Origin of the sequence: Shewanella psychrotolerans, assembly GCF_019457595.1 — a bacterium.
Lineage (GTDB): Bacteria > Pseudomonadota > Gammaproteobacteria > Enterobacterales > Shewanellaceae > Shewanella > Shewanella psychrotolerans.
Genome location: NZ_CP080419.1, coordinates 1,318,199 through 1,334,917 on the forward strand (window position 1 = coordinate 1,318,199; position 16,719 = coordinate 1,334,917).

The following is a 16,719-nucleotide window of genomic DNA, read 5'->3' on the forward strand; positions in this document are numbered from 1 at the left end:
TTATTTTTTATGCTTTATTCGATTGTCTAACTTGAGGTTTTGGCAGGTATCCAAATATCTCAAGTGATCTATTTTTTACAAGGCTTCTTCGATACAGATGGCTATGTCGGTGACTTCGTAGATACGTAAACCGTCTTTACTCAGGCTCGCGTTACCTGTGATCACCTTCTTACCACCTTCATCTTTAATCGAGGTAATACTGACATCCATCGACATCTGCTTATTGAGAGGGTTGATCTGACCGCGATATTTCCACTTAATGTTTGACAAAATTTGGCCAAACTTAGGGTTTTTAAACCCAGCGCCCAAATCCTTGCTGATGGCGTAAGTTTGCATGGTTTCGATAATGGCTTCAACGCCTAATGAACCTGGCATCACAGGATCTTGGTGGAAGTGGAACTGGAAGAACCAATCACTAGGATCGATAGTGCGCTCAGCGTAGAGGTAACCTAAACCTTCGGTGCCACCGTTATCGACAATTTCTACACTGTCGATAAAGTTAAGCTGACCGCCAGCAAGGCGATAGTGAGGCTGGTCGGCTGGCGCATTAAAGTGACGGCCCGCTTTATCGAGTAGGTTCACTTTTGTGTCGGCACTAATGCCTTTGGCTACATGCCAAGGCTGAGTGACTTTGCCATTGTCTAAGCCCAGCTGATCTTTAAGCGCGTCACCTTTGAAGTAGCCAAATACCGCTGTGCCGCGATAGAAGGGCTCGCCGTCGGTGCTCAACTCAAAGCTAAAGCTTTGAATGATGTTGGTGCCAGCCATCACCGTCGACAGTAGGCGAGAGTCGTTAACTATGGTTTTGCCGCGCAGGTCAACATCGCGCAGCAGCTCGCCACTACCATCTAAGTTGCGGAAAAATAGCTCAAGACCTGGGAAGCCCAATGTGGTGCCCATGTAACCTGAGATGAAGCCATTAGGCTGCAAGGAGATCTCCATTAGCACCGAATACGGCATGACAGCATGGTGGCTATTTTTATCGAAATACCAGGCATCGGTTGGCACTTCATATTCGGCAATACAGCTTGACGGCTTTTTAAATTCCCCCCGTTTACCATTAACTTCCACTACGCGGGTGGTTAACTGCAAATCGCCGCAGGGCGTACGTGGCGGGATCATACCGCGATAAATTGAAAACTCAGGACCAAAGCAGTTTTCGATATTACCTGTGGCAAATTCAAATAGATGGTAGGGCGTAAATGGTACGGTATCAGGCACGCGATTGGGGTAATCGGGTGTGATGGGGGCCTCTACATGGGCCAGCGGGATCACGCCTTTGTTTGGCGCGGCGCCCAAATCAGGAATTTGCGCCATGAGCGGTGCGTTAACTGATGCGCCTTGATAGCTCCTTTTAGCACTTGCTGACTCTGCAGGCACTGTGTTGCTAAGCGTTAATGGGGCGCTATAGCGGGTGCACTCATCTTCTTCTTTGATCATCACCCCGAGGTTTTGGAAATCCACTACCACTTTGCCATTGAGCAGAATGTCTATGTTGGCTTTGGCATAAGGACGTGGGCTGAAGCCAATTTCGGTCACTTCCATACGGTAGGTGAGCTGGGCCGATTGCGGAGTAACCTGACCACGACAACGTACCTTTTGTGAGGCATTTTCAAGTGGTTGGAAACGACCATTTTTCGTCTGGGTGTGCATGCCTACGTGCAGCATATAGAACTGCAATAACTGACCACAGCCTTCGGCCATCAAAGAGCCTGCCATTACTTGGTCGTCCTTGAAGTGACAAGGGAAGTACCAGTGATTTGGTTCCAGTTGCTTATGACCTTCAATTAACCCAAGTCCCCATGTCCCCCCTGTTCTGTCGACTTTACTGACGTGCTCGATCATCAGGAACTTCTCTGAAGCAAAACACAGTGACGGTTGAGCTGGACCTGCATGTGATGGACCGAAACAGCCTTCAATATCGGCCGATAATAGCTTGTGGATCGCGCCGTAATCGAACTGAGTTTGAGGGCAATCCAGTAACGGATTAAAGCGTAGCTTAGTTGCGCTGTTACGGGCCTTTATTTCATCTTCTGTGCGGATGACGCCTTTGCCATCGGCCAGCTCTGCATCGGTGAAGAAGCCTGCACAGCCACCATCCATCTTGAGGATCATGGTATCGCCAACGAAACACTCATAAGAGAAGAAAAACAACAGAGTATCGCCGTTACGGGCGTAGTGGTTGATCTTAATATCATATCTTAATGTGTCACCGCCCCGTGGCAGATCGCCTAAGAAGGTGAGGGTGCAGTCGAGTAGACGATAGACTCGCTCTCCCTTGTTCTCAAAATCAATGCCTAAGTAGCTGATTAACATTAAGTCACATTGACCTGATTCAACTGCCACCGCCCATGGAATTTGGCCATCGACCAAGTAAGGCGCATCTTCTGGGATGTCGTATTCGGTAGTCATTGAACTTGGCTTGTACTCATTTATGTTGGCGTCGAGTTTAGTCACCCTCGACACTAACAGGTAGTCGGTGGTCGGCAGGCGGACACGACGAGAGTAGTTGTCGATTGGGGCGTATTCTGGGCCAAATACTTTGGCGATATCGCCTTCAGCATATTCAACAAGATCATGGTAATCCCAGATGCATGGTTTGTGTGCTGGTACTGGGGCTTGGTAGGGTTCTACCTTGTCATGCTGTGGCATCAGCACTGCTTGGGGGGCCACATGCTGAACTTGATGTTGAATTTTAGTCGACTGTGGCGCGCCCGAGGCTTGCGCAAGCTGCTGCTTGAGTAGTTGGTCAGCCACTTTAAGGCCTGTTTCACGGCTTTTGAGAAAAGCCAGGTGCGCCTGCTGCGCGAGCTGTTGGTTATGCTGAAACGCGGCTAATTCGCCTTGTGACAGTTCTAATTGGCTCGCATCGAATGCGCGGGGTGTTTTGCTTGTCATTATATTCTGGGTACCTATTGCTTTAGCAATGTGGGCCTGTGTTGGCGTTTGGGCATCTGCCGCCGACGTCGCAACGGGCTGTGGGTAGCTGATCAGTTGCGGCGCACGTGAAGTGGTTGGCGCTAAATGACCTTGGGCAACTTTTGCTTTGATAGTGTCTAGGTCTGGTATCGGGGTGTTAATGATATGACCCACGATATCTCGTCCACCTAAATAGACCTCTTTGACTAAGCTGCGCTCGGCATGGGTGCCTAAGGTATGAGCCAGTCGCTGACTCAGTGCTGTGCGCTGGGCAGCATTTTGACTTAGGTGGGTGAGGGCACACTGATTTTCGCTCACGTTCGCAATTACAGCATGCTGGCTTGTATCTTGCTCATCTTGTTGATTGTGTTGTTGATTGAGGCGCAGCAGGCCATAGATTAGACTCGTCATACCTGCGGCGGCAAAGCTGTGTCCAAGCCGTTGTTGACCCTGCTCAAAACGCGCTTGGGTTAAGGGGAGGGCCTGCTGTAATTGGTCGCATGTCAACGTGCTGCCTGGGGCAATATTCTGCTCAACTAGACTGATTTGTGCGCCATGGGTGCCTGTAAGTGTCAGTAACTCATCGGCGACGCGGCTAACCGCGCTGGTGGCACCAAAGTTTATGCTTTCAATGGTGGCGTAACTCTGACTTGCATGGCTAAGCGGTTCAAGCACTAGCGCGCCCGCACCTTCAGCCAGTTTCCAGCCTGTATCACTTGGTGGTGCTGCCATAGGGCTTACGGCATTTTTAAGCATCACCTGCTCAATGCTGCCGGACAAGTCGACCGCGGCAATCACTACGGCATCGAGCTGTTCTTGCACCATCATATTTTCGGCCACATCGAGGGCACGGCTCACCGACTGCTCACCCGCTGAGATGGTGAAAGCTGGGCCATTAAAGTCCCAGAGTGAGGCGATGCGCGACGCCATGATGTTGCCGATAAAGCTGGTGTACTGGTTAAGCTTGGCTGCATCGAGGACACTGTCCATCGCGATCGTTTCAAGGGATTGATACTCACTGTCTGTAAGTGTCACACCCATGGCATTGAGGCTTTGTTTCAATTGAGTATGCAGGTTGACGCGGCCGCGGAACTGATGCAGTTCAAGCTCTGTCTCCATAGCGACCAGCACGGCCACTTTTTGGCCCGGCTTTAGCTTGGCATCGCGAATGGCTTCGTCGGTCACCTTCATCAACATGAGTTGCTGACAGATCAAGCGATCATCTTCATTGGGCGGCAGTTTAAAGCGTAAAAAGTCCAGCTCAAAACTGTCAACATAAGCCCCTTGTGGAATGGCATGGATGCCAAATTTAGCTAATAGTTCAGGGTGCTTGTCGAGCCCTTTCCAGCGTTTGCTGGGGAGGTCGATAAACGCATGTTGACCTTGTTGTAAGGTCGCATCGAGTTGATTAATGGTGCTAAGCGGCCCAATGTGGCTGGCGATACCGCTAATGGCAAATGCGGGAGTTGAGCCGTTGCTACACGCCTGTAAAGGTGCGCTTCCAGCTCTTGGCTGTTTAGCGGTGTAAGACTCTAGTAATAGGTGAGCATTACAGCCACCAAAGCCAAATACCGACACACCTGCAAGCCGTTCATGGTTGCCCGTTTTTACTGGCCAAGGTGTGACTTTATTTGGCAAAGTATGAGCACCAAATAGGCCATTTGGCGAGCCAATGGCCTCGCTAATATTAATACTGGGCGGCAATACACCTTGGCGCATGGCGAAGATCATCTTCATGATCCCAGGCATACCTGCGGCAGTAAGTAGGTGGCCTAAGTTGGATTTGGCCGAGCCAATAATCGGTGCGGCTGAGCCATTGAGACGTGGTGCAAAAAACTGCTCCATCGAGGCAAGTTCAACCTTGTCACCTAGTGGCGTGCCAGTGGCGTGACATTCGATCACTTCGATGTTTTCTGGCGCTATGTCGCTGCTGCGATAGGCGCGTTCGAAGGCCTTTACTTGGCCTTTGCTATTTGGGCTTAATACAAACTGCCCTTTGCCATCGTTAGACAGACCGATCCCGCTGACCACTGCGTAGATCTTATCGCCGTCGCGCTCTGCATCGTCGAGTCGTTTAAGTGCCAGAACCCCAGCTCCTTCACCAGCAAACAAGCCTTTGCTGTTTTTATCAAAGGGGGCTGAGAATCCATGATCTGGGTAGGCGTGAAAAATCGAGAACCCCATATTGATAAAGAAAGGGTCCGCGCCTGAAACGGCGCCCGCTAACATGAGATCGGCCTTACCCGTTGCAAGGTAATCACAGGCTAACTTAAGGGAATAGACTGAGCTGGCACAGGCGGCATCTAGGCTGAGCTGCACGCGACCTAGGCCCAGTGCATCGGCGACCACCTTAGAAGCGTTATGGGCTATCGCCCCGTTAGCACAGTCGATTGATGGTGTGTGTGGGGTTTGCGCATTAAAGGGATGCAGGCGAAAATTTTGGCTATCTAACTTGGTCTGCAAGGCTTTCTCTACCGCATTGTGATAAAGCGGCAGAAACAGCTCATTCGATTTTGCGGTTGGGAATGACAGTGCGCCCATGATGATGCCTGTGCGCTCTAGTAGCGGCGAGTCCATCGCTACGCCTGCATCGAGTAGCGCGTTACGGCTGGTATCGAGTGCCCATTTGAAACTGTCATCGAGTCCCATGAGCCGCTCAGCCCCGATACGATAGCCGTTCGCATCGAAGATAAAGTCTTCAATATAGCCACCGTTGTCGCAGTAGAAGCGATCTGATTGGCCCTGTACACCTTGATAGTCGCTGCTATTAGCACCGAGTTTTGCATCACTCAATGTGGTACGAGAGTCGCGCTTGTCGAGTAAGTTTTGCCAAAATTGATCCGGCGTTTTGGCGTCGGGATACAGGGTGGCTAACCCGACTATCGCTATTTTACATGGTTGAGAAGGCGCTTCATTTGAAGGCATTATGCTTCCCCTTTTAATAAGGTATTTGCCGCATCAGTTGTCGTTAGCTGCTCTTGCAGTGCTAATTGACGCTTTAGTCCCAGCTGCAGCACGGTCAGGCTGACGGGGACTCGATGACTGATCAACTGTCCGATTGCCTTAAGCAGAGTCGCGATATCGCTGCTCCCTTTGGCGTTTAGCGGTACGGTGCAGTACTGAGATGTATGGTTTGCCGACGGTGATAACAGATTATCGATGAGTTTTTCACTGTCACTGCTTTTTAGTATTTTGTCGATGAGGGTGCAGTTTTGGCGATCGGCACCTATTTCGACAAATAGCCGTGCGCCTTGGCGCGTTGCACTCTGGATCAGGGCGGTAAAATCTAAGCTATTGCAGAAGGTATCGGCAATCGAGGTTGCTATCAGCTTTGGATTCAATTGCCCCTGCTCATCGCCAACGCCCCTATCGATACCTTTGCCTGTATCGGAGGCGCTGATAAATGTGACTGGGTGACTCACCGCTTCTGGAACAATATTTTGCTCATAAAAAGCGACCACATTGTCATGCTGGCTGAGTGCCGGCATCGTGTGCATTGCCGTTACGCGATTGGCCGCAATCCCGCGTTTCCCCAAAGCTTTTAGTAGCTCCTGGCAGCTATGCTCACAGCCTGCAATCACGCAGGTGTCGCCTTGAGTGATGGCTAGGTAAACACGTGGATATTGCTTAAGCATTGGACGAATCGACTCGGGAGTGCAGCGCACCAGAAAGCTGTTCCAATGAATCACATCGCTATCGGTCAGTCCCCAAGCGCTGCGCACTGCACTGAGGTCGCCTGAGATGACGGACGTAAATAGCGGATCGCTTTTGGTTTTGTCGATCAAGAGATGAGGCTGCTGCCATACATCAAGACTAGCCCACATAGAGGCTTCGCCCATGGAATAACCTAGTGCGTATTGTGGCTTAACATCAAACTCATCCATTAATAGTTTGCTCAGCAGATAACTCGCACCTACGCCTGCAATCGCCATATCGCCCAGCGCCATCTGCTCTGTGATCTGTTTATCGCTATGATAGATCGCATCTGCTTGTAACATGGCTTTGAGGTCGCCTTGCTGCTCTAAGCGAGCATAGAGCGCAGGGAAATAGTGATGCAGTTCGCTGAGCATGTCGTGATAGACAGTGCCGACACCAGGATAAACAAAGGCGAGATGTTGTTGTCCAAGTGGCGCGGCCGTAAAAAAGCTTCCGGCTGGGGTTTTGTATTGCCCTTTCTCTTTAAACACTTGGCTTAGCGCATCACTCATACTGGCAATCTCTTGCATGAGAGACTCGATACTAGAGGCTTGCAACGTGAGCGCAAAACGTGGACTGGTACTGATTTCAAACTCATGTAAATTTTGCTGCATTAACGCCAGTAAAGATAAGCTGATTTTTGAATCATCAGTCATCATTTTAATACTATCTAGCTTAGCGGCTAACGCCCATAAGCCTTGATTTAGCTCGGCTTCGCTGGTGCCAGAGATTAAGAAGAATAGCCGCTGAGCCTTGAGTAAGGATCTTGCTTTTAATCGACCCGTACCTTGGGTTAGTACAATGCTTGCATGAGGGATTGCATTATCTTCTGGGTTAAATTGCAGATTTAGAGTAGCTACACGTGCCTGATAACGCGCTGTAAACCAATAGTGGCGTGAGTTATCGTCTCGAGTAATGGTGCGCTGCGCGATATCGGTGATCAGTTGGCAAAGCCCGTCAAATGCAAGTTGATTGCGATCGACCTCTAGATGACTCACTTGTTCATTACCAATGACAATACTGCGCTGACAGTTTACCGCGCTTAGATCACGCTTAGCCTGTTTTAGTGCGAGGCTCGATGCCGCTTCAGCTGTTTTGGCATATTGCACCCCAGCGAGGTACGCGTGTGGATGCAGCTTTCGCTGCGCGGCCACAAGTGCGGGCATCAGTACCAAACTACTGTGCGGTGCCTGAATGCTGACCACTTCACCAGCGGCCACAAGGTCTAGCGCCATCTCAAGATTTGTTGTGAATCGGTCAAGCTCAATCACCAAGATAGGTTCATTGCTTAGTTCGGTAGGCATTGTGTCTGCCATATTAATCACGAGCACGGCGACGCGCAGTGGCGTCGCCTCATCTTGGTCTAGCTTGCGATCGCTTTGCGTTGCGCTTCCTTTATTGAGCGTCCCATTATTGAGTGTCACTATGCATGATCCTCTTTAATGTTTTGGTCGTTAACAAAAGCGCCGTTAAGTGCTTTGCTTATGGTCACTTTTGCCGAATTCATTATGCAGCTTAATTGGCCATTTTGATGATACAGCGCCACATCGGCAACCAACTGTCGGCTGCTGGTTTTAAGGACGGTGAGCTCGATATAACCTTGGTCGCCAAAGTCCATCGGTAACACACTGACAAACTCGCCAATGGTCGAGGGAAGACTGGCAGCGCCATAGGTTAGCCTTGCCCAAACTAGCATCGCCTGCAGCAGTAGATCTTCAGCAAAAGGCTGACACCCGTTAGCCGTTAAGCTTGGGGTAAAGTCGCCACAATCTTGCTTGGCCACATGAGGCAGTTGGCAGCTAACCACTAAGCCGTGTTCATTAAAGCGCAGCACCTTATCTAAGCCTTGTAAACGCGGACCATGGAACAGGGTGCCGTCGCTGTAAAGTCTGGATTTATCAGTTACTGGCACGACTTGGCTGAGCTCATCAAACTGCTTAGTGCTATGTTGCACGTCGCCTGCTTTAACTAATAGTGCCTGATACTGAGGCCGTCCTTCACAGCTGATTAACGCCTTAATACCTTTGAATGCTCCCGCTTCATATTGTGGGGTTAAGCGCATCATTAAGGTTTGGCTCTCGCTTGAGTCGAACACTATGCCTTTGAGTAACTTGTAGTCTTGCACCATGAGCGTTAGCCTATACTGCTCAAGCGCCGCTTCGCGCATCCATTGGATAGCACAAACCGTTGGCAATACGGGATTGCCACCAATGCGGTGATCTTGAATAAAGGTCAATGCATCAGGTTTTAGCACTCGCTTAAGTGTCACTTCAGTCAGTGCGGTGACGTCGCGCTGCGGGCGCTGTGCAACTTGCACCTCACCCGCATTAGGCTTTTTTACAGTCGCTTCCTTAGCGGTGGTGTCACTTTTGCTGTTGCCTTGCATATCTGTGCCCACTAGCAGCTGCACACCAGTCTCTTTTAGCAGTTGGGTCGCAAATAGCTCCGCGCCTGCTTGGAGTGGGATCACATACACTCCACGGTCAGTAAACATCTTCTTCAGCGCTGGGGTAACCATGCCGCCATCCCAAGGTCCCCAGTTAAAGCTCATCACTTTAGCATTTGGGTGTTTGGCTGAGAGTTGCAGTGCCGCCTTATTAAGAATGTCGTTCGACATGGCGTAGTCGCTTTGGCCAGTATTGCCGTAGAAACCTGCCGCCGAGGAGAACATGGCAACCTGTTTTAGCTGGCTGGTATCGATGACAGAAAGCAGTGCCTTCAGGCCGCTGACTTTGGTGCCATAAACCCGTGCCAGTTCATCTAAGGTTTTGTCTTGGATATGTTTGTCAGCCAAGACGCCAGCACCATGGATAAGGCCTGTGATTGGCGTTATCTGAGTGATAGCGCTCAGTGCGCTGTTAACCGAGTCAGTATTGCTCACATCCATGCTGATGTACTCGGCGCTTGCACCTACTGCGTTAAACGCATCCAGTGCCGCATTGATCTCTAGGCTGCTCTGTACTGGCCACACTAATGCATCTACCTGCTTAGGCGTTGGTTTCTCACCCGAGGCAATAATGTGGGCAATCGCGGCTGATTTGAGTTCGCTTGCCGCTTTACCTTGTGCCCAGCTGGGCAGATTATTGAGGGGCACATGTTGGCTACGACCCGCCAAGATAAAGTGCGACTGACAACGCTTAGCTAGGGCTAGGGCACATTCAAAGGTTACGCCTTTTGCTCCCCCGGTCACCAGTATTTTATCTGCGCTATTTAGCTCACTCTTTGCTGTTTTAATGCTCGCATCGCCTGCAATTAAGGCTGTGCGCTGCAGTTGACCTTGCTCATTGAGGCTTAACCCCACTTCGTTCAATCTTGCATTGCTATCAAACAGCTCGTTGGCGATGGCATCACTTAAGCGGCTTGCATCCAGCGCTGGTGCGATATCTAATGCACGGCAAAATACGCTTGGCCACTCGTGGCTTAAGGTCTTGGTGAGCCCAGCCAGTGCGGCTTGGTTAAGCTCTGCGGTTTTTAACTGTTCAAGGTCTAAATAACCGAAGCCACCGTCGATGCGACTGACGCTGATGAACGCACGTCGGGCACCCGTGTCTTGGGTTAATTTAGGTTGCAACAATTTGGCCCATAGGAAGGCCTGGCTCAAGTGATTGAAGCTGTCGTCGCTAAGCTGTACGCCGTTATTATCTGTAGCTTGTGCCTCTTGCGGGTGCAAGTGAACAAAGCCGCCGATAGCGCCTAACTGCTGTTCAATCTGATTGATCACGGCAGCAATACCTATTTCATCGGCACTGTCAGCTTGAAAGCTTTTGATATCACTGTTTAGCGGTGACTGTGGTTGACCTTCCGGCAAACGCACAACGGCCACCTGTAAGCCCTGTTTAACTAGCTTCTCGGCTAGCACACCTGCGTTGTGACCATCATCGTTGATCACAATGTGAGCGTTAGCGGCGAAACAGTTGTTAACTAACTCCGCCGCATCAAGCTTTTTTAGCGCTACCTCGCTGTGAGGTGGCAGTTCAACACTGGGCTCGCTTGAGAGCGCAGCAGGCCTATCATTTAAGGGCTCTGCCGTTACAGGCGCAGCGGCTGATGATGAAGCGCCGAGCTTGCTGTTCATAGAGCCTTCAGCGGGTAGTTTACTATTCATATAACTAACAATTTCGCCTAAGGTGCGACACTCGGCTAAATCTTCAGGATTAAGCTCAGGCAGGTCTGGTAGCTCATCTTGCACTGTGCCTAAAATTTCAACGCGCTTGATCGAATCGATGCCTAAATCGGCTTCCATATCCATCTCGAGGGCGAGCATCTCTGTCGGGTAACCGGTTTTATCGGCCACCACACTCATCATGGTGTTGTGCACTTGCTCGTTAGTCAGAGCGCTTGGAACAGACGCTGCAGTCGTGGCTGGAGTTAGGGCAGCTGGTGCATTTTCGGCAACAGGCGCATTGGTCACTGCTGGTAGTTTGCTGTTCATATAGCTAACGATTTCACCTAAGGTGCGACACTCGGCTAAGTCTTCAGGATTAAGCTCAGGCAGGTCTGGTAGCTCATCTTGCACTGTGCCTAAAATTTCAACGCGCTTGATAGAGTCGATGCCTAAATCGGCCTCCATATCCATTTCAAGTTCAAGCATCTCTGTCGGGTAACCAGTTTTTTCGGCCACCACATTCATCATGGTGTTGTGCACTTGCTCGTTAGTCAGATTGCTTTGAACAAGTTCTGCAGTCGTGGCCGGTGTGAGGGCCGCCGGCGCATTCGCGGCAATTGGCGCACTGCCAACAGCTGGCAGTTTGCTGTTCATATAGCTAACAATTTCGCCTAAGGTGCGACACTCGGCTAAATCTTCAGGATTAAGCTCAGGCAGGTCTGGTAGTTCATCTTGCACTGTGCCTAAAATTTCAACGCGCTTGATAGAGTCGATGCCTAAATCAGCCTCCATATCCATCTCAAGTTCAAGCATCTCGGTTGGGTAACCGGTCTTTTCAGCCACAACTGACATCATGGTACTATGTACTTGCTCGTTGGTTAGACCGCTTTGAACAGGCGCGCTTGTTGTAACGGGGGCACTGCCAACGGCTGGCAGCTTACTGTTCATGTAAGCAACAATTTCGCCTAAGGTGCGACACTCGGCTAAATCTTCTGGACTGAGTTCTGGCAGGCCTGGTAGCTCATCTTGCACTGTGCCTAAAATTTCAACGCGCTTGATCGAATCGATGCCTAAATCGGCCTCCATATCCATTTCAAGTTCAAGCATCTCTGTCGGGTAACCAGTTTTTTCGGCCACGACATTCATCATGGTGTTGTGCACTTGCTCGTTAGTCAGACTGCTTGGAACAGGCGTGCTTGTTGTAACGGGGGCACTACCAACAGCTGGCAGTTTGCTATTCATATAGCTAACAATTTCGCCTAAGGTGCGACACTCGGCTAAGTCTTCTGGACTAAGTTCTGGCAGGTCTGGTAGTTCATCTTGCACTGTGCCTAAAATTTCAACGCGCTTGATAGAGTCGATGCCTAAATCAGCTTCCATATCCATCTCAAGTTCAAGCATCTCGGTTGGGTAACCGGTCTTTTCAGCCACAACTGACATCATGGTCGCTTGCACTTTGTCAGCAGAAAGTGCGTTGCTTGGCGCTGGGACAGCGACTGGGCTTGCAACAACTGGCGTAATAACAACAGGCTTTATAGCGTCTGGCGCAGCAACGGCCGCCGAGGCCGCAGGCGTGCTAACCACTGAAGCTACCACTTTTGGTGCAACTGCAGCAGTAACCTGTGGTGCAGTGCTAACAGTCGGAGCTGTGGGGGGATTAATCACTGGTGCCGTAGTACTAGCAGGAGCTGGCTGAATTTGTGCATCAACTGATGTTGGCTGATTGAGAGCGATTGCACCATGACTCAATAGGTCAAGTGCGGTGGTATTGCTCTGCGCTTGCAGTTCGAGGAACTGAGTATGGCTTTGCAGTGTTTGTGCCTGGTGCTGGTGGAACTGCTCCATAGAGCGCTGCAGGCTCTCAGGGATAGCGACACCTGATGCGGCCATCTGTGCTTGTGCCGTCATCAGTGTGGTGAAGGTTTCACCATATTGCTGTGGAATAGATAGGAACTGTTGATGCAGCGCTGCCGCTTGGCTTTGGGCTGCAAAGAACTGGCTTAGGGCATCGCTATTCACAGGTGTTGCCGTAGGCGTCGCCACAGCATCTGTTGGTGCTACAGCTGATGCAGGAGCATTGTTTACAGGGGAATGGTTTACCGCAACGACCTTTTCTACGACTTTTTCCACAACTTTCTCTACTTCCACAATCTTCTCAACTTCTACAATTTTTTCGACTTCAACGATTTGACTTGAGATCGCACCTGTTTGTAACGATTTGGCCATTTTCGCGCGAGTTACTGGGCTAATATGGTTGGCCGCCGTCAGCTTGATGTTCATTGGTGATGGTTTTTCTTCGGCCGCGATTGGTGCCGCATATGGATCGAGGTTTTCTAGTGCAACGCCCGCCACCGCGAGCTGCAATGCGGCTTGACGCAGTTGCAGATCGCTATCGCCCTTTGGATTTGGGTTTATGCTGACTGTGCACAGTTCGCTCATCTTGTCGCTAAGGGTGCTCTCAACCAGCTTTTGTAAGATGTTCTTTGGTCCAAACTCGACAAATATACGGGCTCCTGCGTCATACATGGCTTGTAATTGCTCGCTAAAACGCACCGATTGCAGCATGTGTTGCTTAAGCTCACTCTTAATGGTCTTGGCTGCTGACTGATACTGTTGGCCGGTGGCATTAGCGTAGATAGGACGTTGTGGCTTAGTAAACTTAGCCGCATCGATAGCCTTAGCAAACGGAGCTTGAGCATGGCCGACCAGTGGCGTATGGAAGGCGCCTGAAACCGGCAGTGCGATGGCTTTGAATCCGAGATCGCTTAACGCTTTTGCAGCCTCAGACGTTGCGCTGGTAGGTCCTGCAATTACGAGTTGAGTTGGCGAGTTGTAGTTCGCCACTTTGACGCCATCGAATTGGCTGATAGTCGATTCAAGTAATTCAAGATCGTTGGCAGTGTTAGTAATGATGGCATACATAGCACCAGTATCAACGTCATCATCTAGCTTAGTTGCCATTGCATCGCCGCGGGCGAAGGTGAGCTTGTAATAATCGTCAATGCTGATCACTCCAGCGGCGCATAATGCACTGAGTTCACCAAAGCTGTGGCCAGCGACCATGTCCGCTTCAAAACCTGCGGCGGTGAATAGGGCGTATTGACCCATAGAAAGCGCACCAATGGCACTTTGCGCGTTGGCGGTGTTGGTCAATAGCTCTGCTTGGGCTTTTTGATCTGCGCTGTTAAATACTGGGATAGGGTAAACAATCTGAGACAATGGCGTCTTGTTGTTGGCGTCAAACACCCTGTCTGCGTGCACAAATTGCTGGCGTATCTCTGGGAAGTGGCAAGCAAGTTCACGGCCCATATTGAGGTACTGGGAGCCTTGGCCAGCAAAGAGCGCGGCCACTTTTCCCTCTGTCATTGCTGCTTCACGGTAGTTGATGCCACCTGGCAGTGACCAGTGAGCCTCGTCACTATTTTGTAGTTTAGTCAGCGCTTGATTAATCAGCTTGATGAGTTCGTCATTGTTGCTAGCAACCAACCCGAGACGCGGTGCATTCGCATCCAGTTTGCGAACGCCATGACCGCTGGCGATGTCGGTTAAGCGAGTGCCATTGTTGGCCGCGCTGAGGGCGCTATTGAGGCTGGCTACGAGTTCTGCTTTCGTTGCGCCACTGAAGAGGAAACTCTGGGCAACGCTGCGCTGACGGTATTGGCTCTGCTTGTTATCGGTGCGTGCATGTTCGCTGTTGTACTCTTCCAGTACGAAGTGGAAGTTAGTGCCGCCAAAACCAAATGAGCTGATCCCTGCACGGCGTGGCGTACCATCTGGGCGCGGCAGCCAAGGGCGAGTTTCTGTGTTTAAGTAAAACGGCGAGTTTTCGATATCCAGTTTTGGATTTGGCTCGCTGACGTTGATGGTCGCTGGCAACACCTTGTGGTGAAGCGCTAACGCCGCCTTAATTAGTCCAGCGGTTCCAGCGGTTGATTTTGTGTGACCGATTTGTGATTTTACCGACCCTAACGCAATATGCTGTTTGTTGTCGTTACCTTCTGCAAAAACTGAGCTTAAGCCCCTAAATTCGGCAGCGTCACCGGCGGCCGTGCCAGTACCGTGCGCTTCGATAAGCCCAAGAGTGTGGGGCGCAAAGCCTGCATCGTCATAGGCGCGTTTTAGGGCTTTAGCTTGACCTTCTGGGCGCGGCGCATAGATAGATTTAAATTTACCATCTGATGATGAGCCGATACCTTTAATGACCGAGTAGATACGATCGCCATCGCGCTCGGCATCCTCAAGACGCTTAAGCGCTATCATGCCAATGCCTTCACCAATCATCATTCCTTTAGAATCGACATCAAATGGCTGAATGGTTTCATTGGTGGTAAAGGCTGGTGTCTTTGAGAAGCTCATGTACATCGACGGCGAGTTATCGGTACACACACCACCTGTGATCATCATCTCTGAGCGACCTTCAACGAGTTCACTCAGTGCCATACGCATAGCGGCTAACGAGCCCGCACATGCCGCATCGACAACACAGTTCATGCCACCAAGGTCGAAACGGTTGGCAATACGACCGGCAATTACGTTACCTAGAGAGCCTGGAAATGAGTTCTCTTCCCAATGGATATACTGGTCTTGGAACTTTTTAATCAGCATTTCGCTGTCTGCGTCGCTGATCCCGCTGCTTTTAAATACTTTTTTTAGTACAGGATATTGCAGGCGAGCGTTAAGGCTTTGGCTGATTTTCTGACCACCGCCGACCCCTAAAGTGATACCGATTTTATCACGGTCATAGTCCGCCGGTAGATTGGCATCGGCCAATACTTCTTTGGCGACGATGAGCGACAGTAGCTGTGAGGTATCGGTCAGCTCGAGGATGTTGGGCGGCAGGCCAAATTCCATTGGGTTGAAGTTAACTTCTGGCATAAAACCGCCACGTTTACAGTAACTCTTGTCGGCTTTGGTTTTGTCGGCATCATAGTAATCGTCGCTATCCCAATGGGTGTCTGGTACCTCAGTAATGGCGTCGATTTTCTCACTGATTAAGTCCCAAAATTTATTCAGGTAGCGAGAGTTGGCAAAGATGCTGGCCATGCCAACGATGGCGATAGGCATATCTTTAAGGCGCTTGTTTAAGCGAGAGTCACGCTGTTCGGCGGCTTGTTTAGATGTCTGGCTCATTATGAGTCTCCAGTGGTCGCCTGAATGTCAGGCGTCTTGTTGTGAGTTTCAGCGTTTGGTGTGATGTGTGTCATTTTTGCACCAGGAAATCGCTGTAAAAAAGTGTGGTAATTACGTACCAGTAACTTGCGTAGATGAAACGGCCCATGTTGCAGCACATGCGCTATGTAGCGTCTTGTGGCTTGGGTGTTTCCATCTTGATAAATGTCTAGATAGATCCAATCACTGTGGGGATCGATACCGAGAAGCACAGAGCTTGGGGTTGAATCGGTTAGTTTGGGTGGAATGGTTAGTGAAGCGACTTGGACGACTGAGTCTCCATCGGCCTCTGGCAACGCTAGGGTCTTAGCGAGTGTTTCTGGGTTGAGTGTATAGGTTGCGATATGGCTGTTTTGGGCTATCGGCAACTGGTTAAAATAATGTTCAGGTACATCGGGACGTTCTATATCGTTGATACGTGAAACACCGTAGCGTTTAAGGCAGCGAGCGAGTCCTGAGCGCGATACGTTGGGGTTAATAAACTGCTGAGTGACCTCTAATAACCGGTCGAGCGGCATCTTTAATTGATAGCGTAAGCCGACCACTACATATTCTTGCATCGGCGTTAAAGTGGTATTGAGATGGTGAGGTGTATTGGGACAATTATCGATTGAATCGCGCTTACGCCATTTACGTACCGTAGCTTCACTGATGTTGAGGACTCTAGCGAGTTGGCTGATAGGAAGGTCGGATCCTTGAATGAATCGACGCATCTCGGGAGTCGTGGTGGCATTTTTATGCCTAACCCCGGTGACATTTTGCGTACAGTCATCCGGCTTGTCACTGTTTTCACGAGCATTAATACTCTGAGGCTCAACCATAGATAGTGC

The 16,719-nt window shown here is 50.3% G+C and carries 4 protein-coding genes; all 4 read right to left on the reverse strand.

The genetic code is table 11. From position 1 onward, the window contains the following. Positions 1-75: 75 nt before the first annotated feature. The 4 genes from K0I62_RS05970 to K0I62_RS05985 are packed head-to-tail and all read right to left on the reverse strand — an operon-like array spanning position 76 to position 16,710. Positions 76-5,844, reverse strand: coding sequence for a hotdog fold thioesterase (locus K0I62_RS05970; RefSeq protein ID WP_220070572.1), 5,769 nt, complete (start codon positions 5,842-5,844; stop codon positions 76-78). Next, the gene (locus K0I62_RS05975; RefSeq protein ID WP_220070573.1) at positions 5,844-8,039 is read right to left on the reverse strand and encodes a PfaB family protein; all 2,196 of its coding nucleotides are present in this window, start codon (positions 8,037-8,039) and stop codon (positions 5,844-5,846) included. Before K0I62_RS05975 ends, K0I62_RS05970 begins: the two co-directional genes overlap by 1 nt. After that, positions 8,039-15,850, reverse strand: coding sequence for a type I polyketide synthase (locus K0I62_RS05980; RefSeq protein WP_220070574.1), 7,812 nt, complete (start codon positions 15,848-15,850; stop codon positions 8,039-8,041). Before K0I62_RS05980 ends, K0I62_RS05975 begins: the two co-directional genes overlap by 1 nt. Further along, positions 15,850-16,710 carry a transcriptional regulator gene (locus K0I62_RS05985; protein WP_220071296.1) on the reverse strand — a complete coding sequence of 287 codons (861 nt, stop codon included), beginning with the start codon at positions 16,708-16,710 and terminating at the stop codon, positions 15,850-15,852. Before K0I62_RS05985 ends, K0I62_RS05980 begins: the two co-directional genes overlap by 1 nt. Positions 16,711-16,719: the final 9 nt, after the last annotated feature.